Source organism: Mucilaginibacter sp. GW821-FHT07G05 (genome assembly GCF_059418565.1).
Window position 1 is genome coordinate 35,923 of sequence record NZ_JBWKQC010000017.1, and the last position, 21,894, is coordinate 57,816.

Genomic DNA, 21,894 nt, shown 5'->3' on the forward strand with positions numbered 1-21,894 from the left:
GTTACCCGAATATACTTTGTGCTTTTTTAATGGTTTTCGCCAGGTCTATACCTTCACCCAAAACGCCTTTGAACAGGTCGCCCGTTTCTTTCAGACGGTCCAGTGCGTTGTGGATGTTAAAATCTTGAATGGTCAACCCGGGTTTTACTTCATCCCAGGTGAGCGGCATGGAGACCGTGGCACCGGGTTTGGGTCGCAGCGAGTAGGGGCCGGCAATCGTCGCGCCTGGGCGGTTTTGTAAAAAGTCCAGATACATTTTTCCTTTCCGTGCGGCAATACTGCGTTCGAGGCTGGTGAAATCCGGAATCTCTTTGTGTACCAGCTTGACAATGATATTGGCAAACATCTGCGATTGGTCGTAACTGTATTTGCCTTCCAAAGGAATGTAGATATGCATACCCGTTGACCCGGAGGTTTTTGGATAAGCGGGAACGTCAATGGCATCTAAGACTTTTTTTACTTCCAGTGCTGCCTGCACAACCTGGTCATAAGTATGTTTGTCCGGGTCAAGATCGATCACACAGTAATCGGGATTGTCCGGCGTTTCGGCGCGGCTAAACCAGGGGTTGATCTCGATGCAGCCCAAAGAATTCATCCATAATAAACTGGCTTCATCCGTCGCGACCAGGTATTTGGTGACCTTACCTTCTCCGGTAATGTGGTCAAAGGTTTTGGCCCATTCCGGCGCTTTGTCGGTAACGTTCTTTTGGTAGAAGCTTTGGCCGTGGATGCCCCCCGGAAAGCGATTCAAAGACATCGGACGATCTTTTAGGTAAGGCATCATATATTCGCCAACCTTGTAATAATAATTGAGCATCTGCCCTTTGGTGATCTTATCTTCCGGCCAGTAAAGTTTTGTGACGTGGTTGAATTTGAGTGGATGACCGCAAACGGTTTTTGTTTGTGTGTCCTCAGTGGGGTTGAGCAGCGTTTTTCGCTCATTGGTTTTTATCGGTTCCAACTTCAGACCGGCGTCTTTGTCTTTGCCTTTTGTTGCCTTTTTTGACGGTGTTGATTTGCGTTTTTCTAGGGTTTCCGGAATTGATGTTTCAGCTTCCGCAAGGGTTGCTTCGGTTTCTACCGGAGTTTCCAAAACGACATCTTTCGCTTTTTTGTCACTGCGCATCCCTTTAAAAGATGCCTGGCGAAATACGCCGTCACCGGTTACTTCGGCAAATCCTACTTCGCAGACCAGTTCGGGTTTTAGCCAGGTTGGTTTCGCGCCCGTTCTTTTCGGCCTGAAGCGAGTGGGCTTGTCCACATCTACTTCATAATTGAAAGGGCTTTCGTCAGTGATTAAAGGCTTGAACTGCGCCATCATTTCCTTTTGCAGCTTATCGGAAAAACCGGTACCGACCTTACCCACAAATTGTAATTCTTTCCCTTTATAAACGCCCAATACCAAGGCGCTGAATGATTTGCCGGTGCCTTCATTTTTAGTATAGCCCGCGATCACTACTTCCTGCCTGCGTTGTACTTTAACTTTGAGCCATTCCTTACTGCGCAGATCAGAGGTATAAGCGCTGTCCGCTTTTTTGGCAATAATGCCTTCCAGTCCCATTTTTACTGCGGCTGCGAAGAAATCAATACCGTTAGCATCGAAAACTTTGCTTTGACGGATGTGGTCGTTATCGGTCGGGAGTATTTCTTTAAGGATCGCCTGGCGTTCAACGAGTGATAGTTCCATCAGGTTTTTCCCCTCGTACCATAAAATGTCAAAGATGTAGTAAACGAGGTTGCCATCCGCTTCGCTGCGCCAGTTTTGCATTGCACCAAAATCAGAAATGCCTTTTTCATTCAATACAAGTAGTTCCCCATCAAGTACGGCATTTATGCTCCAAGTTTTTAATGCCTCGTTGATGGGGTAATATTTTTCAAAGGGGAGATTGTTGCGGGAGATCAGCTGCGCACCATCTTTTTTATCCAGAACGGCTACCGCCCGGTAGCCGTCCCATTTGACCTCAAACAACCAGCCCGGTTCGTCAAAAGGTTCATCCACTAAAGTGGCTTTCATCGGTTTAACGTTGGCGGGAACTTTAGATTTTGGCGCGGCTTTTAAAATGGCTTTTACATCGATATCCGGCGCATCTTCTGTTGCTACATCTTCCGCCAGTTCCTCATCGGGAACCACATCTTCTTCATGCCCGTTTTGCCATACTTTTTCACTCGTTTTTTCCATGGTTTCAATGGTCTTCCCTGAAAGCACGGATTTATCCTTTTTGGTAATATCCTCGCTGGTGGCGAACTCATCTTTATGTTTGATCATTAGCCAGCCATTTTCGCCCATGCCATGCGTTTTAACCATAGCAAATTCACCGTTCAATTTCTCGCCGTGTAGTTTAATTTTTAGCTGGCCGCTTGCCAGTTGCTTAAGCAGGTGTTTTTCCTGCGCCTTTTTCCCCCTGGTCGGTTCAATAGGTTCATAAGTGCCCTCGTCCCAAACGATCACCGTCCCGCCGCCATATTCCCCTTTCGGTATAATCCCTTCAAAGTTTAAATAATCAAAAGGATGATCCTCTACCATCATCGCCAGGTGTTTCACCTTAGGATCAAGGCTTGGTCCTTTTGGAACGGCCCAGCTTTTTAATACGCCATCCATCTCCAGCCGGAAATCATAATGCAGTCTGGAAGCATCATGCTTTTGCACGACAAAAATAAGGTTATCCTTATCCTTGCTTTTTCCGGCTTTGGGTTCGGCGGTCTTTTTAAAATCCCGCTTTTTGGCGTATTCGGTCAGGCCCATGGTGTTATTTTTTAAGTTCACGCTTTACATCCGGTCCGGCAGTTCCGGCAGCCAATACTGCCGCTTTTACTTTATCCTGGGATACATTGAACTCCCTCGCCCAAAATTCCAGGGCATAGGCGTCGTCAATGTCAACTGTTCTGGCATCTGTAGTAGTTGCCTTTATCTTTCGGTTCATTTTTTACAGGTAGATAAAATGACAACAAAGCCCCTTCCGGGGCTTCTATTAAAACTTCGTTTGGGCTATCCCTTTTTCTTATCGGCAAGATATTTTTCGATAACCTTACGGTCATTGGAGCCGGTTGCTCTCTTGGCGCCGACGAGCGCCTGCGTGCTGACGCCTAACTTCTCAGCTTCGTACTTTACTTCGTACTTTTCACCGGAATTAACTTTTTTACGGTCTGTAGTTGCCCCTTTGGTTGCCATAGTTTTTTCTTGTTAGATGTAACTCAATAACAAGGGACAGCAAAGATGGTTTTAACAGATAAGTAAACAATTGTCCCTATAAAATAAATATGGAAAACTCGAAGCGCTCAATGATATAGGGCTGCTGTACAAATAGTCTGCACCGAATCTTCGCAATGTCACTCATTCATAAAAAAGATAATATTTGTCGGATGACTTAAAATCAATGGAAATGTCGAAATATCTGCGGAATTGATTAGCTATCTGGTTGAAAAGTTATGGAGTCGCCAACAACATTCGGTTTGAGACAAATATAATACCCTTACAACTTGATATTTCGCAAGCCATCCCTTTAGGTTTAATATTAAATGAAGCCATTACTAAATTCGCTTAAATATGCTTTCATTCCCAATAAGCCTTGGAGAATTTCCGTGTCCATGACGGAAGTAAATGCGGAGCAACTACAGCTGAGCATTGCAGATAATGGTATCGGTATTCCAGCAGGAGTACAAGAAAGCCCACGTGGTACATTGGGCATCCGGCTTATGAAAGGTTTAAGTGCAGAGTTACATGGCGATTTCAATGTAAGGCAAGAGTTTGGAACTATCATTACGCTAATATTTTCAAGAAATCCAGTATATATCAAAAAACGGAATATTATGTGAACGAGTTCGGAAATAATGAATTAAAAGGATTTCAAAAAAGGATCTGCTACCACATTTGTTAACAAGCACCTGAAGCTGATCGCGGAAAAGGCATGTATCAAAAAACCATTATCCCCTCACATCGCCCGGCACATTCGCTCGGATGGCCATTGATAAGATTAATAACCCAATGGTAACAATGGAGCTGTTGGGGCATTCATCGCTTGCAGTACATCAGCAATATCTAAATGATATCCGAAAAAGATATACTTGATAAGGCAGGAAAGATATATTTGGGTAAACAAAAAATCGCAACATCTCAACTACCTATCATACTTGCTGAAATTGCCGCGCTAAAGATTTTATCAGTCAAAAGTTCAATAATGTACACCTTTTTCCTTGTTACTAATAACTTCCGTCCCCGGCAACAATGATATAAAGCGGCCTTAAAAGTGACATCATCACATTTCATAATTTAACACTTATGCTTTATATTTAGCCTATCGAGTAGCTAAACTGCCTACAATAAAAAATGAGAAACACTATTGTTATTCTGCTTGCTTTGTTTTTAACTATCGAGGCACATGGTCAGCAGTACACTATCAACGGAACGGTTAATGATATAGATTCCGGAATGATACGGATGTACAAAGCAGACCTAAGTGGTTTTGCCGACAGTGCTGTTATTAAAAGCGGCAAATTTGTAATGCAGGGCAAAGCAAAGATTTCCGAGAGGCATGGCTTTATTATTACTCCGGGCACCTGGATGTTTCGAGCATTTTTAGAAAATTCAAACATGACGTTTAACATTGATACCATTGGCGCAATGCATCAATCTGATAATTCGGTAATGATATGGTCAATAAATCAAAAAGGCTCGGCTATAAATGATATTTATCTTAGGTTTAAGAAAGAAACCGACTATAGTTATTACTACTCATCCTTGGAATCCATTTATAAAAATGGAGGTGATAATCAGATTCAAATGGATTCATTAAAGCTACTTATGGTGGAAAAGCAAAAAAACTGGATCAAAAAGTATGTCGATAAAAATCCTTCGTCTATAGCAGCGGTATATATATATAATGACTACTATGAATTATTTAAACAGTTTTATCATAATACTCCCCCAGGATTCAAAGACGCTGTTGCTCAATTTACCGGAGATGCAAAAAAAACGGAATGTTATAAAAACCTCGCTGTAACTGCCGCCAACCTTGTGAACAAACATATAGGAACACCAGCACCTAACTTTGCATTGTTACAAAGGGATAACACCAAGTTCAGTCTATCTGAAACGAAAGGCACCTTTGTAATGATAGATTTTTGGGCAAGCTGGTGTGTACCATGCAGGGCGGCTATCCCCAATTGGAAAAGCGTGTATGCCAAATATCACGATAAAGGTTTGAACATAGTAGGTGTATCAGACGATCAAAATCAAAATAGTTGGAAAAATGCGCTCGATAAGGAACTTATGCCATGGACGCAAGTGGTTGATGAGCGTGCACCAAGTAAGCCCGGAAATGTTAGCACGTTATACGGCGTTAATTACCTGCCCCACTATGTGCTTATTGATAAAGAAGGTAAAATATTACTTTCAACAGGCGACGAGGGAACAATGATGAACAAAATTGCAGAAATTTTCAATTAGAGCTAATCGTAAATTTTTCAGGGTACATTAAAACAAGTGATTTTTTAGACCGGTAATATCCGTGAATAAAGATTATGGATATTAAGTGTTTCCTAATTGTTAGCTAATATTCATAATAACTCAGGTTATTTAAATGGACTTACCCGCAAGCGACGCAACGGCCTATCGATTAGCATTAATTAAATTTCTCTCTCACCGCCAGCGCCCATTCCAAAGCTACTATCTTTGCGGCGATTTCTGGTAAATCGTGATGCTCATTATCTGAATGCTCCATAAATTGTTTCAAGTCTTCAAGTTCTGATACTATTTCAACCTCCGGTCTCATGTTTTTTAATCTATTATTAATTCAAGTCCTGTAAGTGCAAAATAAAGATTCTGTAATTGATGAACAAATTGTAATTGATATTTACAGATCGGATAACCACCGTCCATTGGCTGTAAAGTAATCGGCTCTATGTACATATAATGCCCTGTAATATAATATACTGGAGGCTGCCCTTCAACCAATGTGTCAAGCTTAAACCCTAATAAAAATAGCCAGTCCTCGGTTAAAGGAATTGGCTCCAAGTTGTCCATGGTCATCATAAACATATCAACATTAAAAGGCTCACCTTGAATTAGTATTGTGTTGCCTATACGGAGGTCACTGCGTTTCATGATGTGAAAATAACAATATTTTCACTTTAAAACCTGAAGTTGTAATGTCACTAACCCATGTTAAATTTTGCGAAACCATAGGGAACATATCCTCGTAAAAAGTGCCAATATTAATCACCTTATATAGTCGCAATGGTTGTTACCCCTGCAATCGAAAATTCTAATCAACTAACATGCCCTAAATGCCAAAGCTTGGGAGTAACAAGGATACCGCGGTCTCGTTTAGTGAGACTGATACTTTCGGACAATGTGAGGCACTTTAAATGTTTCAAGTGCTTTTTTTCTTTTTACCGAAAAGTCAAATAACGCGGGATATTTAAAGTAATAATTTTTGCAGTAATTGTATCGCTGATATATTTGCTTTTCAAGGATCATCGTGACTAACAGCAATACTCTATTTACAACTGACTCAAAATGTCCAATCATCATTTATCGATTGGGTATAAAAAGATCCCAATATTGGCATTTTCTCGATAGGCGATTCGTAATTTTTGCAACCGTCAAGGTTTTTCTTGCCTCACAACTTGCGCGGTCGGTATCTACCAATCTGATCCGACCCTGATAATTAATTTTTGAATGAATACATTTACGAACCCATCTATTTTATCTTTAAGTTCAGGATTGAGCAATATCACCTCTCCGGTAGATCTAATTACATAAATGCAACTTGTCTCACCTTTTATTTTGGAGTCTAAATTTGATAAGTAGTATTTACGTTCGTATTTTCCAGTATTGCGGATGCCATCAAGCTTTTAATATCCGGCTCCACTCTGATTTTGCCATCCTTAAATTGAAGATTGATTATAAACTTCATCTAATATTTGTATGCCCGCCATCGTCTTTAATAGCCTCAGTATACCCGTTGGTTATAATCGATTCCAGATCAACTGTTGTCAGCACCCGCGCCGGATCCTGTCATCAATTGAATGGACAGAGGAAACGTGGAATCCGGTTACAGGTTGTAAAAAAATCGGTCCTGGCTGTAAGTTTTGCTATGCAATAGTTATGTCAAGGCGACTAAAAGCAATGGGTGTTGATAAGTATAAAGATGGATTTAAAATCACACTACGTCCAACTACATTGAATATTCCATTCACTTGGAAAAAAGAAAAAGTGGTATTTGTTAATTCAATGAGCGATTTTTTTCATGACGAAATACTTACAGATTTTATAAAATCTGTATTTTTAGTTATGAACACCACTCCGCAACATACATACCAGTTTTTAACTAAAAGATCGGACAGATTGATTGCTATTGCAGACCAATTAAAATGGACTGATAATATTTGGATGGGAGTATATGTCGAAATTCTAACTATGTTAAAGAATTGATGAACTCAGCTTAGTTCCAGCAAAAACAAGATTTTTATCAATCGAACCGCTTTTGGGGAATATTGATGACTTACCGCTTAGAGGTATTCATTGGGTGATAGTAGGAGGTGAATCCGAACATGGAGCAAGGCCGGTAAAATTTGAATGGATTGACAGTATTAGGGTTCAACGTAAGAAATTCCCTGTTCCTTTCTTTTTCAAACAATAGGGAAAACCAAAGTTTAATGTTAAACCTGGCAATCCAACCATTGATAAAAACCATCTTTTACATGCGAAAGGAGGTTCACAACTGAATGGTATAATATATCGTGAGCTACTACTCACTCAACAAAAAATCAGCTAAATCCAACCCCTTGTTCCTATCATCACCAGTGCCAACGCGTTCAATGTGATGGGTGGTGTTCACAACTATCTTGTTGCCGCTTGTACGATCGTGATATATGCTTGGGCTACCTATTTGGTCCTTGCTCCTCAAAATCAGACAGCAACTGATCGACAATATCAAGATATCTCATATAAGGAACCTTCCTCTTTTCAAACTCTGCTTCAATTTTTCCCGCTGCTAATTCAAGTGCAAATCGGTATCTCGAATTCAGGAAATGACTATTGGGACTCTTTTTTAAAACGCAAGGTCGCATAACCCCCGTGTTGTTCTCATAAATGAGTGCCAGTTCCATCGGCTCACCAGTATTTGAATAATAGAGTGCCAACGTTTCGAAAGATACGTTGGGTCCATTTATTTTAACTTTGAATATTTGATCAGTAGTTTGCTTACTCTCAGTTCCCGCTGTAGTTTTGCCATAAAATGGCGACAGTTTTTCAATGTCCATAGCTTAAATCAGGTTTTAAATATACAACAATGGCATACATTGTAGTATGGCAATATCCGGCCGTAACGGTAATTTCCTTGTTGAATTTGAAGATGGTACCAGGTGCGTGATCATTGGGAGACTGTTGAGGAAAGTGAAGGTTTAATCTATAGGAATCCCGCTCTGATTTAGATAGCCAATAATCGCGCCTCCAACTTCCGGTATGTCAATCTTTTTCGACCGATCCCTCATCTCTACAAAATCCCATTTGCCCGAATAATTATAGCATATTAGGTAAAATGTATCGGGATTAAACACCTCAAAAAATCTTTTAAGCTTTGGGTGGCGCTTCACCATCAATTCCACCCCGTATACTGTTATTGTAAAATTATAATCGTCCATGTTGCTGCATTTGACGTAGCGAATATACAATAGTATTAAACATTATGATTGAACATATTCCATTATCAGGTTACCCAACTCACGAGTATCCATATCGGGCGAATAGACAGCGGTAACACTATATATCGTCCAATCTTCATTGAAGGCTATTTCACAGTATCTGCCTTGCTCATCTGTTATATTGTACACATGTTCATTATTTTCCCTTTTGTAAGCAACTTTATACACCTTGTTTTTTGAGTCTGTCACTGAATATATGGTTGCCATCGATCGCTTTTTTATCTAAAGCATATTTCATGCCGTAGTATTTCTTCATAGTGATATCCCGAGTCAAATTTTATGTTATGTATATTATCGTCCGGATCTACGGAAAAGCCATTGCAGGTTCCCAACAACAGGCTACAGTAACTAACCGGGTTACGCTAAGTAAGCAACTGGCCCAAATGCTTGCAGAGGAAAAATACAGGCAACAGCAATCTACAGCGGAGTTAAAGAATGACTCCCGCGAGATGCTTAATGCAAAAGGATCGATAGCGCAGCGTAAGGCAGCACTGGAAAGGCTAATCACCTTACGGCAGGTTATCCATAGCAGAGCGTGGTACACCATACGGTGAAAGGATGGCCAGCATCATAAAAGGTTCGCGCGATCAAGTCAAAGGCCTTGACGATCAAACTAAAGGCGGGAGAGGTGGTATTGCCGGTTTCTTTGATGTTATAAAAAATAATATTGGTAACACCCTCGGCCACCGGCTCAAAAGATTAATGCCGAATTATCTCATCGTTGTTATCTAATCTGTTTTACTCTTTGTAGGTAATTATCGCATTTAGCGAACGGCAACCCTTTTGGGTTCCTTATAACACTGCATACGAAGTTTTTGGCCTCTTTCTTTAGGTCTGTTATATACCTGGAATTAAATATACCGCACTTTGTCAGCGATACGCTATGCATCACTTAACAATATCTATGCTTCTGATAATAAGTAGGGATCTGCCTTTGGCTTATTATTTTGTCCCAAGAATTTAGTTTTGAATACTGAAGGCGAGTCACCGGTCTTAATGTAAAATAAACGGCTAAAGTAGGCCGGGTCATCATATCCAAGTTCATAAGCAATTTCTTTAGTCGTCATGCTCGTGTGCACCAGGAGTCGCTTGGCCTCTAAGATGATACGATTTTTAATAACCTCGTTCGGCGGTGGCAAATTCATTCTTTTGAATTTGTGCGTTAATGTTTTAGGGGCAACGAGCATCAGATCCGCGTAATCAGCGACGGTATGTTTCTCTTTATAATGCGCTTCTACCAGTTGGGTGAAGTGACGGAAAGTTTCCGGATCATTATTTTGATCTGTCAATGCGCCATCAAAATGTTGCTGCTTCCACAACCGGGTTGATTTGATGAGTAATTGCTTCAAATAAGTGCGAAGCATCTCTTCATGGGATGATTCTTTTAACCTGAATTCGCTTTCGAGCTGGGTAAAAAGGTAATTGATAAAGGTCGCCTCTTCCTCAGGTACGGTAGTCATAGGCATGTTATTGATATTATTGAATAATAAGCCATCGCAAGCTACCTCTTCGTCATGTATCTGGATACAATAAAAATCCCTGTTGTAAAATATGAAATAGCCAGACTCTGTACATAAACCTTCAATGCTTAATACCTGATTAGGGCTGATAAAGAACAGCGCCGGCCCCTCGGTATGATATACGCTGAAGTCTACTTTGATCTTACAGCCTTTTGGAAGGTAAAGTGCTTTGATGTAAGCCTTGTAAGAATCCGAATTTATTAAATTCAGACTCTCTCCGTTCACATGAAGCAAGCCTATCGTTTTCAGGCTAACATCAAAGATATTATTTACAATAGCCATATAATAGGTTTAATTGTTGTGGTCAAAACCGATAAAGTTACACTTATTGAGACCTTTTTAGGATGCATGGAAATCATAAAGTGCCGTCGAATAGCCATTTCCTAAACATTTAGCCCTATTCTTAGAGTTATTTTTATTCCATGGCATTTCAGTAGCTCCCTGGTCAATCACTGTAAAAATATGAAAACCGTCTTACTACGGTGACGAATATTTACTATCCTTTTTTGTAACTACTATTCGTTTTGTAATAAATATCAATGTCATGAATCGGCTAGCCTACTTAGTAAAGTTATCCACATCCCGCTAACAAATTCACAACAAAAATAGCCTATTCAGGACGAAAAATTTGTGCTGATTTGTAACCAAAACATCGTAGCTTACTGATATCCAACTACGAATTACTTTCTGGATGCAAAACTGGAATTCGATGTGTATCAAGCATAATTTCAATAGTGATTGCGTTACGAATCTTCGCCTTTTTAAGACTGCGCGGAATATTTCGACCTTAGTGACAGCCATAAACGTACGACCACAATAGCTTCATTTCTTAGAGCTGGTAGGCAGACCACAATAGCGGCGATACTTTTTAAAAATTTATAATTTTTTTTAGCACATTGTTGATATACCTCCGTCATTTCCGCCGGAAACTTTTATTTTCTTATTTGACACTTTTATGGTACCTATTGGCTTAAACATTACATTTTTTATCAAGCAGTTATTTTGGTATGTCAAATGTGGATCAGTCAAAGGCTGATGCCATAAAATGTCATTTTGGAAATGATAGACCACGGGCTCAGTTTTATTTTACTTTAGGATACAAAGATATACCGTGTTTGCCGTCCTGTAAGCAATTGTTTATTGTCAGTGAATTACCAACATATAAAATTCTCATCGTGGCACTATTAGTGTGCTGTGTATCATGGCGGTATATTGCCGCCAACGAACCTTTCTATAAAAATCGATCAAATGGAAAATTTAGCGTTACTGGCCCAATTCGAGGCTAAACCCGGTAAAGAACAGCAAGTTGCTGACCTTCTTACAAATGCTTTGTCTTTAGCGGAAGCTGAACCAGGAACCATTCGCTGGTATGCACTTCAGATCGGATCTTCGACCTTCGGCATATTCGATACATTTGCTGATGAGGCCGGCCGGGACGCTCACCTCGGCGGTGAGATCGCCAAAGCATTAATGGCTAGCGCAGACGAACTACTCGTTTCCACACCGGTAATCGGCAAAGTAAAAATACTCGCCTTTAAGTGATCGCTAATTACAAAAGCCCGCGGTGACCAAAGGCCGTCATTCGACACCCACCGCCAATATCACAATAACGGATAAGATCAGCTCGGATGATTCCGGTGATCCCGGTAAATTATCGGGTTCGATCAGTAAAGGGTCGTTGTGATCAATTGCCATGATCAACGGCCCTTTATTTTAAGGTACAAAGCATTTATTTCAATAAGGTTCTTATGTACAATCACCGACCAACAGACAGGCTTGAATATTTTAGCGATGCTGTCTTAGCGATCGCGGCAACATTACTCGCTACAGAACTGCCTAAACCAGCTGGCGGAACTGATCTGCTGGCAGCGATCTTTAAGAACTGGCCTCATTATGCTGCATTCGCCGCATCTTTCCTGTTTATATGCGTTGCCTGGTCCAACCATCACAACATGTTCATTTATATCAAACCTACAGATCAGTACCTGCTCATATTGCATATTTTGTTTTTAATGTTTGTTACGCTCCAGTCTTTTACTACAGGATTATTGGCACGGCATGTTGGCAGACCAGACGAACGAACGGCGGCATTGATTTATCATACAACATTGGTGCTAATGACATTATTTTATAATTGCGTGTGGTGGTATGCGACCAGAAAGAAAGGACTTTTAGAAGAAGACACAGATCCCGGGCTTATCAAATTGCTGACAAAAGAATATGCCATTGCGCCTGCACTACATTTAGCTGCCTTAATTATTGCTATGTGGAATGTGCCTTTAAGTATTATTCCTATTGTGTTATTATACATCTATTTTGCGCTACCTCGGTTCAGTGAAAGGAAGATCATGGAGAGGAAAAGGCGATGAAGGTCAATTAAGCTATGAGATGATCCTAGCTGTTTATATATAAACGTTACGGGATACGCTAAAAAGGCTGTATCCCACGTTGAGGTCCATTTAATATCTTCGAATAAAAGGAAAAGCCTGTATTGTAACTTACAAGCTTTTCCATTTATAGAACGCAATGCTTTATCGTTATGCAGTTAACGCCTCTCGTTCTTCTGCCTGTGTTTTTGAGGTGCCTTGCTTACCTGGTTTTAAGATCACCTTGGTCCAGCCTTTGTCGCGTGTATCAAAATGCTTGTAACCATCTGGTGCGTCATCCAACGAAAGTTCATGAGAAATGATGACCGATGGTTTAGCTTTACCTGAAGAGATCAAACCGCAAAGCTGACGGTTATAAGATTTTACGTTTGCCTGTCCGGTTGCAATGCTTTGTCCCTTCAACCAAAAATTACCAAAGTCAAAATCCATATGACCTTTCTTGGCAAGAGAATCTTCTGCTTTTGGGTCTGGAGCAACAAAGACCCCAACTACACCGATTGATCCTGTGAACTTAACGGCTTGCACCAGTTCGTTCATGGTTATATTGTTATGTTCGTGTCCGTGCTTATCACAACACTGATAACCTACGCATTCGCAGCCTCGGTCAGCTCCAATACCATCTGTCAATTCAAGGACCTGTTCAACTGCTGGCGCTTTTGAAAAGTCGATCGGTATGCCACCCAACTCTTCGGCTAGTTTTAACCTGTCCGGATGATCATCAACTACCATTATTTTGTTCGCACCTTTTATGCCCGCTGAGATGGTTGCCATCAAACCCACCGGCCCGGCTCCATATATAACCACGTTATCGCCAGGCTTAACGCCGGCCAACTGGGTGGCATGAAAACCAGTAGGGAAAATATCAGATAACAGCACATAATCGTTTTCCTTCTCTTTGGCATCTTCAGGCAGTTTTAAGCAGTTGAAGTCGCCATAGGGCACCCGCAGGTATTCAGCCTGCCCTCCGTCATACGGCCCCATTCCGGCAAAGCCATATGCAGCACCCGCGAACCCAGGGTTCATGGTCAGACAAAAGGCGGTGAGTCCGCTCTCGCAATTCTTACAATGACCACATCCGATATTAAATGGCATACACACCATGTCACCGACCTTGATGTTAACTACCGCGTTACCGACCTCTATGACCTCTCCGAGGTTTTCGTGGCCGAAAATACGTCCTTCTTCCATGTTGGTTCGTCCTTCGTACATATGCAGATCAGAACCACAGATATTAGTCGTTGTGATCCTGACCAGTACGTCAGTGGGTTGTTCAATTTTTGGATCGGGCACCTCTGATACCCTTACGTCTTTGGCTCCGTAATAAACTAATGCTTTCATAAAACTTTGATTAAGTGAATAATTTTGTTTAGAAAGCTAAAATGGCTCAAAGGCTATTCCCATAAAGCCCCTAGGACATGAAATACAATAATAGTTTAGAAGCTTAGCATATTTAACCAAAGGTTAAATATGGTTTTTTTAATTAGCTAATTCACAGAGCTTTGGTATGATTAATGGGGGAAATAAATAGTGATCAAAATTCGTTTTGTGACGAATGAAAATGTATGATTTTCATTAAAAAAAAACCGACAATAATCGTACTGCGATTGGGGAATGAAAAGTTTTGTCATCATGGTTTGGATTCTTTCTATGAGTTGGGTTTTTGAAAAGATATCAAAAAGACATAGTATGAACTTGGAAGACCTGTGGAGACGTAAACTTTTCAGTTCAGTGTATGGTACAAACTGGCACTTAATACAGTAAAGACCTGGTCCATTGGCGAGAGTTCCAATTAAATTGGTTAAAACAACTTTAAGGAATATCATCTTGAATTCATAACTTGCATGCTATACCCTTTATAACCTCTATGCCATGTATACTATTTTCGCCTTTGTCCTCATGGGATCGGTCGCGCTTGGCTGTTGGGTGCTCTATTTCCGTTTGAGGATACAGCAGAAAAATACTTTGGAAGATTACAAAAGACTTTTTGACGGCATTCCGACCCCGATGTACATCTATGACGATCAGACCTTTTGTTTCCTGGCGGTCAACGATGCAGCGATCGAACAATATGGCTATACCAAAGAAGAGTTCCTGCAACTTAAACTTACAGACATCCGCCCGCCTGAGGAAATACCTGCCTTGCTTGAATTTCACAAAGACCTTCCCAAAAAACATATGGATGCAGGACGCTGGCTGCATATCAATAAAGCCGGGCAACGGTTCTATGTCAGCGTATATATTCACTATACCATCTTTGAGGGAAGAGGTGCAAGGCAGGTCCTGGTCGTTAACGTGGATGAAAAGATGCGCGCTGATCAGATCGTCAGTGAAAAATCAGCCGAAATGGAGAACATGCTCGACAGTATTACAGATGGCTTCTACGCACTGAACAGCCGCTGGGAAGTGACATTCATTAATAAAGCTGCAGAAGTTGCCTTGTGCTGTAAAAAAGAGGACATCATCGGTAAAAATCTCTGGCACTATTTTCCAAATAGCAGGGATGGCCGCTTCTACGCAGAATACGAGCGGGCAATGACAGAAAGGATTAGCGTACATTTTGAGGAGCTTTATGCACCTTTGGGTGTATGGGGTTCACTGAATGTTTACCCCACCAAAAACGGTATCGCAGTTTATTTTGTAGACATCACGGAACGAAAAAAGATCCAGGAGCAGATCTACAATGACGGACAGAACCTTCGCGCGATCATTAACAATACACGCGACCTGATCTGGTCAGTGGACCGTCGATCCAACATCATCACCGGTAACCAGGCTTTCTGGAATAGGGTTAAGGAATTGACCGGTAAAAGCGAGGGCGAGGTGACCAAAGCTGACTTCATGCAGGAAAACTTAAAGATCTTTTTTGAAAGTTATGACCGGGCGTTCGACGGTGAGGCATTCAGCCTTGTCAGACAACGCGAGTCTGATGACGAGGGGATGTATTATGAAGTAAGCTTTAACCCGATCCGGGACCTTAACGATCAGGTCATCGGTGTCAATTGTTTGTTGAGGGATATTACGGAGGCACAAAAATACTTACATAAGATAGAAGAACAGAACGAGCGCCTCCGCCAGATCGCCTGGATCCAGTCTCACCGCGTGCGCGCACCGGTCGCTAGTATTCTTGGACTTGCCCAGCTTTGTAAGTTGGAGGATTCGCAGAATGCTGAGATCATCCCGATGCTAAAAAGGTCGGCGGAAGAGCTCGATAAAGTGATAATGGATATCACAACGTTAACAAGCCAGGTGTCAGATGACTTGATCATAAGAAATAAATATGACTAGGGTTAGTTCAATTTGGGATGCTCTAATTGAACGATTTTAACTTGCTTTACTTCGTCCTAGATTATCTGATCATTTTTCCTCTTTGCAGTATTCCTGGCAAGTGACAAGTGGAGAATGGCCGTGAATGAATCACCACATTCGGGGAGTCTACTATTGATAATATACTTAACTTTTCATGAAATGATCATCGAATAAACCGGGTATCTCCGCAAATGGTCAGCTCCTAAAGCAAAGTAAGAAAGCCATTATTCCTGGCGATTGTGGTCAGCGGTTGCACTTGTTCCCATATCCGGTCCCTTTGAAACATAGAAAGATCAGGAATGATGGTCAGATAATCTTCCAGGAACTTATTTTTCGGGGCTTTCGTTCTGACAATTTCTATCGCCGAAGATTGCAGGTCATAATAGGGCTGAAAATACCGGTCTAATGATGGCAACTTATCGCTTTTTGAACTATTGAAACTACGGTCGGCAGGGATCAGGTTCCACATCAGGTCATGTGACACGAAGGCGTAGGGAAGGAAATGCTCTACAGCATAATCACCTTTTACAAGTTTCCGGTTAGTATAGATGCAGTCTACGCTTCCGAGTTCCCCGATGACGATATCCCAGAATTTACGTTGTTCGGTCAAAGGTTTACGGACCGGAGTTCGGATCAGTTTATTAGGAATGTCCGGCACATTAGGATTCTTGGCTTGAAGATACATGGTTAGGCGCCAGTAGCAAAAACCACGAAGTATGCCTGCATGCTGTTGGAGGTAAGCGGTCCAGGACGGGTTTACCTCAATATGATCGGAGTAAAGTGCGTAAAGGCATTGGTTTTCGAAACGTGTCGACGCAGCATAAGCTGCCTGCATATCTTCCGCCCGGAACCAAGGGCTTAGAAAGCGGTGAGGTACTTCGCCATTGAAATAGCGCAGATCGCGCAAAGTTTCTTTATCAGTAGTATTATCCAAATAGTTGTAAATCGCCTGTCGGCCTGCGTCAATGGTCAGATTTTCTCTCGACTTAAGCTGCTCAATCGCCTGTTGCAATCTATCCTGCTTTCCAAAAGAGATCTTGAAATAGTTTACGGTGTACCAGGCGTGCGCAACCATATCTGCAAAAAGCCGGTATTTAGGAATCACTGTTTGTCCCGTTTCTACATGCTGCAGTAAAGAAAGAAACCAATAAAATTTATACGTAGTGACGGTATGGTTAAAGCATGAGGTAAGTAAATGTACAGGGAGATTTTTATGCTCAGGCAAATCCATTTTCAAATATATATTTATAAAGGGACTAATTCAAAAAGAAGATCCCTGGTATAATTACTTCACCAAAGCATTACCCTGCCCGCCGTACCGGCATCAAATCGGCTGCCGATAATTCATAGAGGTCCTGCATGGGATCAAAGGCCGACCTGTAACGGAAACCAGTTCGGAAAAGCACCTTTTGGGCTGCCGTATTACGGCGGTTGACCACAGCACCCAACATAGCTATATCCCGCTTCCGCAGCTCAGCAACAACTTTGGGCAGAAGAGAAGACATAATCCTTTTTCCGTGCGCCCGGCCCGCCAGATAAAATTCGATAAAATAAGGATACTCGCTCAGGCGGTATTTAGACATGGCCAGTTCCGGGGAAATGATATCGATCATGCCCACCAGTTTCCCGGTTTCCTTATCTCTGATAAAATGGATGAAGTTTCGTCCGCAATGAAAATTAAGGATCGTTCCCTTGAGCCAGGCATCTGCATCGGAGACCGACCGCATGCGTTTTTCGGGAAGAAAAAGCAGCGTGTCATCGTCGGACAACAGAAGGAATATTTCGTTCACCAGTTTACTATAACCGCTGAGGTCCTCAGGGCGGAACGGATGGATCAGATGGTCATCGTTTTCAAGGCAGACAGGTCGAAGCATATCCGCAAAATAAGAATGTTTGCCTTATCACGTCAAGATATTTGATAACAAAGGCAGTAGTCAGGCATTTCCAAAATCAAAGCTCCCCTGGCAAGTGCCCTGCGGGCGGATGTTCCCGCCGGACAAGCCGGTTTAGCGGAGCGTACGGTTTGTCCGAAAAGCGGGTGGCATACGCCTGCAGGGCTCTTGCAGCGCGGCCCGGGATCTGGAGAAGAAAAGCAGCGCAGCGGATTGCATGAACCGGATCTGCGGGGCATGGCAGCATCAGGGATAGCAGCGGCATCCTTCACAGAAGATACAGCGGATAGCCCGGCCGGAACGGGATGTCCTGGTTCAGTGGCGGGTAAGAATTGGTAGCGTAACCAACCGAATTGGCATATACAAAAGGCCGGTTCACATAATAGAATTCCCTGGTTAAGGCCTTAAAGCTAATTTCGGCCCTGATCTGACAGTAGCCGGATGGGAGAAGTATCCTGTCTTTGGAACTGAACCCTTTCGTTGCGCTGACAGATCTTTAATTCTTAACATCTAACTAAAATGAGATCAATTAAACATCTTCAACTGTACGCTGTGATCAGTGTGTGTGCGGCAGTTCTTTTTTGGGGCTGCAGAAAAAATTCGGACCAGACAACAAACCCTGAGCCACCGGGAAATGAAGTATCCGGCTGCGCTATTGACAGCGGAACCAAACGGGATCTGGCTTTTACACCGGAACCGGAGAAGCAAAACCGGGATCTTTTACTTCGCGCAATGGGTGTTGAGCCCACGCCATGCAGCGTTGTAACGCCGATCAACGTGTGGCTTGTCAAACAATTTACCGGATGGAGTCAGGGGGCCCGTGACATGACCAGCAGGGAAGATCTGAAATTACCTTACCTGTCGATCTACGTCGCCATGCTGTTTGAAAAGGATCCCCGGGAACAATATTTTGGGCTCAACGGTGAATACACCCACCAGTTAAAGGAAACTTTTAAGGACCTCAAGCGCTTCTGGGACATTGAAGCGAGGGATATCCTTTTGGTCGCTGCGCACGGTTCGCAGCTGCGCGACCGGGAAAAGGTATACACCACCTACCGAACGCAGCTCGGATATAGTCCTGAGCTTTCAAAAAAATATGCCGACGAGGTCATTGCTTCGTTGAAAACTTACCCCGAATACCTTAACGGCAATCATCCCTTTCTGACGTTCAATGCCTATGCGCACCAGGAAAAACGTTATACCTGCATTGGGCAGGTGCCCGACAAGCTTATTATCGGTGACGGCTTTTTGCGTGCCTATGATCAGTTAGGCTACGGAGATATTGCGCCACAGGCGATCCTGGCTCATGAGTTCGGCCACCAGATCCAATATGACCTGGGGATACTCGATTATAGTATCAAACCTTCCGCGGAACTCAGCCGGCGCACGGAATTAATGGCTGATGCCTTTGCGGCTTATTTTCTTTCGCATACCGAAGGTCATGCCAGACAATGGAAAAGAGCGCAGCAATTCCTTGATATATTTTTCAGTGTCGGTGATTGCGATTTCGACAATGTCCTGCATCACGGTACGCCTACCCAAAGACGGTCGGCTACGGAATGGGGGGCCAATCTGGCAAATGATCCCAGATATCAGGGGCTTATTCTTTCCGGGAAAAGGTTCGCTGAATTATTTGATGCCGAACTGCCCAATATTGTCAGGCAATAAAGTCTTGCAAAGCGCTGAAATGTAAAGACAAATGGCCGGGTGATGATCCGGCCATTTTTTTCGTAAATTAGATCATGCAGCATTAAGCGCATGATCAGCATATTCTATGGACAATTGTTATAGCTGCGGAGTTCCTTTTGACGAAACCAATAATTCCCTTGAGCATATTATCAATAATGGCATTGGCGGCAGGTGGCGGTCTAAATGGCTGCTTTGCAAGCAATGCAATGAGGGATTCGGAGGGACAATAGATCAGGCGCTCAACAACCGGCTGGGTATGCTCGTTGACCATTTGGGTGTAGAACGTCAAAGAGAAAAAGGGCAGGTCGTTCTGGCATTGAAAGCCGCAGATGGATCAGCTAAAATGGTCGGTAAACGATTAAAGCCTATGGCCAGGATCATCACCCGATTACCCGGCCAGGAACCTGTTGTGGAATACGTGCCTGAGGAAGATTTCGAGAAAAAGATCGCAGAAAAGAAAAGACAGGTAAGTAAAAAATACAAGATCGCCGGTGAGGCCTATTATACAGAACTGCCATCGGCAGAACCTTACAGGCTCCGGAATGTGACGTCCGATGACAGGGTCGATTTTGAAATCGGCGGCCAGGAAAGTTTCCGGTCTATGACCAAGATGGCGGTTAATTTTTATCTGCTGCTGAAGCATGATATCGAATGGGTCAAACCCGCGATCGCGATGATCAAAGGCGAAGCGGGCAATGAAATGACCTATTTTTATTATCCTGATCCGAATCACTATCGCATACATGATCTGGGAGCGGACGAAGTAAGCCACATCATTTACATTAGGGGAATTGCCGGAAAAAAACTGCTTTATGCTTATGTCGAGCTATTCAATATGCAGAATGTACTGATCAGGCTCAACATGGACTATGGCGGTCCGGATATCTGCGAAACCTATGCATTTGACATTTTAAGCGGAAAAAGGCTCGATAAAACAATAGCCATTAAACTAACCAAACCGCATTTTGAGATATTGCCGCTGATCACGTTGGAGAACCGAACAGAAATAGATAAGCGATACCGCCGGCTGGAGCTGATCATTGAGAAGAACCAGTTGGGGCGCAGGGAACAGAAATAAGGTTTAATTGCCCAAAGCCAGCCTATTTTTTAACCTCCCGTTTATTATTGGTTCGGAATCGCTTTTTGGTGATCGGGCCGGTATAAAACTGCTCGTTCAGGAAGGTCAGGACATCCTTGCATTTTTTGAGATTTTTCGGAAAAACGATCTTTCCATCCGCGTCCAGTGTGATATCGACATCGTAAGCCAGCGCATCTGCCTTAACTACCGCCGTATCAGCAAAATCGAGCACTTTGCTGTCCATCAGGAGCGATATATTGCGTTTGATGACCGAATTGGCTTTGTCCACGATCCAGGCTTCGTCGATGCTCACTTTTGCATTTGCCGCAAAACTGATCAGTTCAGGTTTAGTAGCCTCATGGTATATATCGCTTAAGCTAAAGATCTTGTTGGCATTGGTATAGGAAGGAAATAAGTATTTGCCGTCCTTGTAGACGGCATTGACCATATCCTCCACCACAAAGGCATCGGCTTTCAGCTCATCGAAAGTATCCTTCGAAAGGACAAGTATTCGTTTTCTGCGCAGCAGGCGGCGGGCATCGAAGTTCTGGAAGTACCAGGTATCGTCCTCATACCAGAAAAGCGCTTTGATCTGATCTTTGGTGATATCAATGGGAACGATGCCCATAGCATTTGTTTTGCCTCATTAACCGCATCGGGCAGCGGCATAGTGACGAACAGCAATTCGTCGTCACCTTCGTGGACCCGGTAATTACCGTCGAATTCGACCAGATCTTCCGGAGCAAGCAAGGCGGCCCCTTTTTTAAGGAAGATATCCTGGATCTCCGGTATGAGGGCCTGAACCAGGCCGACGCTCCTTACGGTATTATCCTGCAAAATGGCGTAAAAGTTATTGATCTGGCTCATGGCGTTGTATTGATTAACATATAATCGGTCAGGTAAACCACCTGGGTGACCTGTTTTTTATTGATCAGCGGGGTTTTCGAAAGTACAAGGTAGGTTACCTCGTCCTTAGTCGCTACCTCGAAATTTTTATAACCGAAAAACAAGCGGATGCTCAGGTTATACTGGTAAGATTCCGAAGTGATCAGTGCTAGGCAAAACGCGATCAAAAGGAAACCGGTAATATATATGCCCACATGTTTGTCCGTTATGAATATCTTGAACCAGGGCGCAAGATAACTAAGCAGTATCGAAAGGAAGTTCGGATCCGCCGGCTTGATCGATTTGGTCTCAAATGATTTGGACGGCAGGATCTTCAGCGCATAATTGAGGAGGAATCTGCAAAGACAGATCAGCGCAAGGAACAGCAATAACAGCCAGTGCAGGTGAATGAAGATCTTAAAGCCGTTCCACAG

General features: G+C 42.7%; 25 protein-coding genes. 12 read left to right on the top strand and 13 right to left on the bottom strand.

Annotated elements, in window-relative coordinates; genetic code table 11:
- Nucleotide 1: 1 nt before the first annotated feature.
- The 3 genes from ligD to AC07NA_RS25635 form a co-directional block, all read right to left on the bottom strand.
- Entirely contained in the window at nt 2-2,743 is a 2,742-nt protein-coding gene (ligD, locus tag AC07NA_RS25625; RefSeq protein ID WP_494900863.1) for a DNA ligase D, read from the bottom strand.
- A gap of 4 nt (nt 2,744-2,747) precedes the next feature.
- Entirely contained in the window at nt 2,748-2,921 is a 174-nt protein-coding gene (locus AC07NA_RS25630) for a DUF3606 domain-containing protein (protein ID WP_494900865.1), read from the bottom strand.
- Nucleotides 2,922-2,986: 65 nt separating this feature from the next.
- Nucleotides 2,987-3,169: a DUF3606 domain-containing protein gene (locus AC07NA_RS25635; protein ID WP_345212276.1), complete on the bottom strand. Its 183-nt coding sequence runs from the start codon at nt 3,167-3,169 to the stop codon at nt 2,987-2,989.
- Nucleotides 3,170-3,516: 347 nt separating this feature from the next.
- Here AC07NA_RS25635 and AC07NA_RS25640 point away from each other — a divergent pair, with 347 nt between their 5' ends.
- Together AC07NA_RS25640 and AC07NA_RS25645 are read left to right on the top strand one after the other, a co-directional pair.
- A complete protein-coding gene (locus AC07NA_RS25640) occupies nt 3,517-3,813 on the top strand; it encodes an ATP-binding protein (protein WP_494900866.1) in 297 nt (98 codons plus the stop codon).
- A gap of 511 nt (nt 3,814-4,324) precedes the next feature.
- Nucleotides 4,325-5,443, top strand: coding sequence for a redoxin domain-containing protein (locus tag AC07NA_RS25645; RefSeq protein WP_494900868.1), 1,119 nt, complete (start codon nt 4,325-4,327; stop codon nt 5,441-5,443).
- Nucleotides 5,444-5,618: 175 nt separating this feature from the next.
- On the opposite strand, the gene AC07NA_RS25650 is transcribed toward AC07NA_RS25645, so the two are convergent.
- Nucleotides 5,619-5,768 (bottom strand): hypothetical protein, encoded by a 150-nt coding sequence (locus tag AC07NA_RS25650; protein ID WP_494900870.1) that lies wholly within the window; start codon nt 5,766-5,768, stop codon nt 5,619-5,621.
- A 5-nt stretch (nt 5,769-5,773) separates the two neighbouring features.
- Nucleotides 5,774-6,100 carry a hypothetical protein gene (locus AC07NA_RS25655; RefSeq protein WP_494900871.1) on the bottom strand — a complete coding sequence of 109 codons (327 nt, stop codon included), beginning with the start codon at nt 6,098-6,100 and terminating at the stop codon, nt 5,774-5,776.
- Between the two features lie 825 nt (nt 6,101-6,925).
- Here AC07NA_RS25655 and AC07NA_RS25660 point away from each other — a divergent pair.
- Both AC07NA_RS25660 and AC07NA_RS25665 read left to right on the top strand, forming a co-directional pair.
- Nucleotides 6,926-7,432, top strand: a complete 507-nt coding sequence (locus tag AC07NA_RS25660; RefSeq protein ID WP_494900872.1) for a DUF5131 family protein — start codon at nt 6,926-6,928, stop codon at nt 7,430-7,432.
- A 52-nt stretch (nt 7,433-7,484) separates the two neighbouring features.
- Nucleotides 7,485-7,640 carry a DUF5131 family protein gene (locus tag AC07NA_RS25665; protein ID WP_494900873.1) on the top strand — a complete coding sequence of 52 codons (156 nt, stop codon included), beginning with the start codon at nt 7,485-7,487 and terminating at the stop codon, nt 7,638-7,640.
- Nucleotides 7,641-7,881: 241 nt separating this feature from the next.
- Here the strand turns inward: AC07NA_RS25665 and AC07NA_RS25670 are convergent, their stop codons facing one another.
- A complete protein-coding gene (locus AC07NA_RS25670; protein WP_494900875.1) occupies nt 7,882-8,262 on the bottom strand; it encodes a hypothetical protein in 381 nt (126 codons plus the stop codon).
- Between the two features lie 141 nt (nt 8,263-8,403).
- Nucleotides 8,404-8,643, bottom strand: a complete 240-nt coding sequence (locus tag AC07NA_RS25675) for a hypothetical protein (RefSeq protein WP_345212283.1) — start codon at nt 8,641-8,643, stop codon at nt 8,404-8,406.
- A 344-nt stretch (nt 8,644-8,987) separates the two neighbouring features.
- Between AC07NA_RS25675 and AC07NA_RS25680 the strand changes: the two genes are divergently transcribed.
- The gene (locus AC07NA_RS25680; RefSeq protein ID WP_494900876.1) at nt 8,988-9,257 is read left to right on the top strand and encodes a hypothetical protein; all 270 of its coding nucleotides are present in this window, start codon (nt 8,988-8,990) and stop codon (nt 9,255-9,257) included.
- 4 nt (nt 9,258-9,261) lie between these two features.
- On the top strand, nt 9,262-9,435 hold the full coding sequence (locus AC07NA_RS25685; RefSeq protein WP_494900878.1) for a hypothetical protein: 174 nt from the start codon (nt 9,262-9,264) through the stop codon (nt 9,433-9,435).
- 170 nt (nt 9,436-9,605) lie between these two features.
- Here AC07NA_RS25685 and AC07NA_RS25690 read toward each other — a convergent pair whose 3' ends face one another.
- Nucleotides 9,606-10,505, bottom strand: a complete 900-nt coding sequence (locus AC07NA_RS25690; protein ID WP_494900880.1) for a helix-turn-helix domain-containing protein — start codon at nt 10,503-10,505, stop codon at nt 9,606-9,608.
- Between the two features lie 966 nt (nt 10,506-11,471).
- Between AC07NA_RS25690 and AC07NA_RS25695 the strand changes: the two genes are divergently transcribed.
- The gene (locus tag AC07NA_RS25695; RefSeq protein WP_494900882.1) at nt 11,472-11,765 is read left to right on the top strand and encodes a putative quinol monooxygenase; all 294 of its coding nucleotides are present in this window, start codon (nt 11,472-11,474) and stop codon (nt 11,763-11,765) included.
- A 206-nt stretch (nt 11,766-11,971) separates the two neighbouring features.
- Nucleotides 11,972-12,592, top strand: coding sequence for a TMEM175 family protein (locus AC07NA_RS25700; RefSeq protein ID WP_494900884.1), 621 nt, complete (start codon nt 11,972-11,974; stop codon nt 12,590-12,592).
- Nucleotides 12,593-12,760: 168 nt separating this feature from the next.
- On the opposite strand, the gene AC07NA_RS25705 is transcribed toward AC07NA_RS25700, so the two are convergent.
- Nucleotides 12,761-13,948 carry a glutathione-independent formaldehyde dehydrogenase gene (locus AC07NA_RS25705; RefSeq protein WP_494900885.1) on the bottom strand — a complete coding sequence of 396 codons (1,188 nt, stop codon included), beginning with the start codon at nt 13,946-13,948 and terminating at the stop codon, nt 12,761-12,763.
- A 531-nt stretch (nt 13,949-14,479) separates the two neighbouring features.
- On the opposite strand from AC07NA_RS25705, the gene AC07NA_RS25710 reads away from it, so the two are divergent.
- Nucleotides 14,480-15,895: a PAS domain S-box protein gene (locus tag AC07NA_RS25710; protein ID WP_494900887.1), complete on the top strand. Its 1,416-nt coding sequence runs from the start codon at nt 14,480-14,482 to the stop codon at nt 15,893-15,895.
- Nucleotides 15,896-16,118: 223 nt separating this feature from the next.
- Here the strand turns inward: AC07NA_RS25710 and AC07NA_RS25715 are convergent, their stop codons facing one another.
- Both AC07NA_RS25715 and AC07NA_RS25720 read right to left on the bottom strand, forming a co-directional pair.
- Nucleotides 16,119-17,147, bottom strand: coding sequence for an HNH endonuclease domain-containing protein (locus AC07NA_RS25715; RefSeq protein ID WP_494900889.1), 1,029 nt, complete (start codon nt 17,145-17,147; stop codon nt 16,119-16,121).
- A gap of 70 nt (nt 17,148-17,217) precedes the next feature.
- The gene (locus AC07NA_RS25720) at nt 17,218-17,790 is read right to left on the bottom strand and encodes a GNAT family N-acetyltransferase (RefSeq protein WP_494900890.1); all 573 of its coding nucleotides are present in this window, start codon (nt 17,788-17,790) and stop codon (nt 17,218-17,220) included.
- Nucleotides 17,791-18,327: 537 nt separating this feature from the next.
- Between AC07NA_RS25720 and AC07NA_RS25725 the strand changes: the two genes are divergently transcribed.
- Both AC07NA_RS25725 and AC07NA_RS25730 read left to right on the top strand, forming a co-directional pair.
- The gene (locus tag AC07NA_RS25725; RefSeq protein WP_494900892.1) at nt 18,328-19,476 is read left to right on the top strand and encodes a hypothetical protein; all 1,149 of its coding nucleotides are present in this window, start codon (nt 18,328-18,330) and stop codon (nt 19,474-19,476) included.
- A 106-nt stretch (nt 19,477-19,582) separates the two neighbouring features.
- On the top strand, nt 19,583-20,575 hold the full coding sequence (locus AC07NA_RS25730; protein WP_494900893.1) for an HNH endonuclease: 993 nt from the start codon (nt 19,583-19,585) through the stop codon (nt 20,573-20,575).
- Between the two features lie 22 nt (nt 20,576-20,597).
- On the opposite strand, the gene AC07NA_RS25735 is transcribed toward AC07NA_RS25730, so the two are convergent.
- Nucleotides 20,598-21,203 (bottom strand): Kiwa anti-phage protein KwaB-like domain-containing protein, encoded by a 606-nt coding sequence (locus tag AC07NA_RS25735; protein WP_494900895.1) that lies wholly within the window; start codon nt 21,201-21,203, stop codon nt 20,598-20,600.
- 5 nt (nt 21,204-21,208) lie between these two features.
- Between AC07NA_RS25735 and AC07NA_RS25740 the strand changes: the two genes are divergently transcribed.
- Nucleotides 21,209-21,466, top strand: coding sequence for a hypothetical protein (locus AC07NA_RS25740; protein ID WP_494900897.1), 258 nt, complete (start codon nt 21,209-21,211; stop codon nt 21,464-21,466).
- Here AC07NA_RS25740 and AC07NA_RS25745 read toward each other — a convergent pair.
- The coding region (locus AC07NA_RS25745) for a KwaA family protein (protein WP_494900899.1) at nt 21,439-21,894 on the bottom strand (456 nt) is incomplete at its 5' end. The genes AC07NA_RS25740 and AC07NA_RS25745 overlap by 28 nt on opposite strands.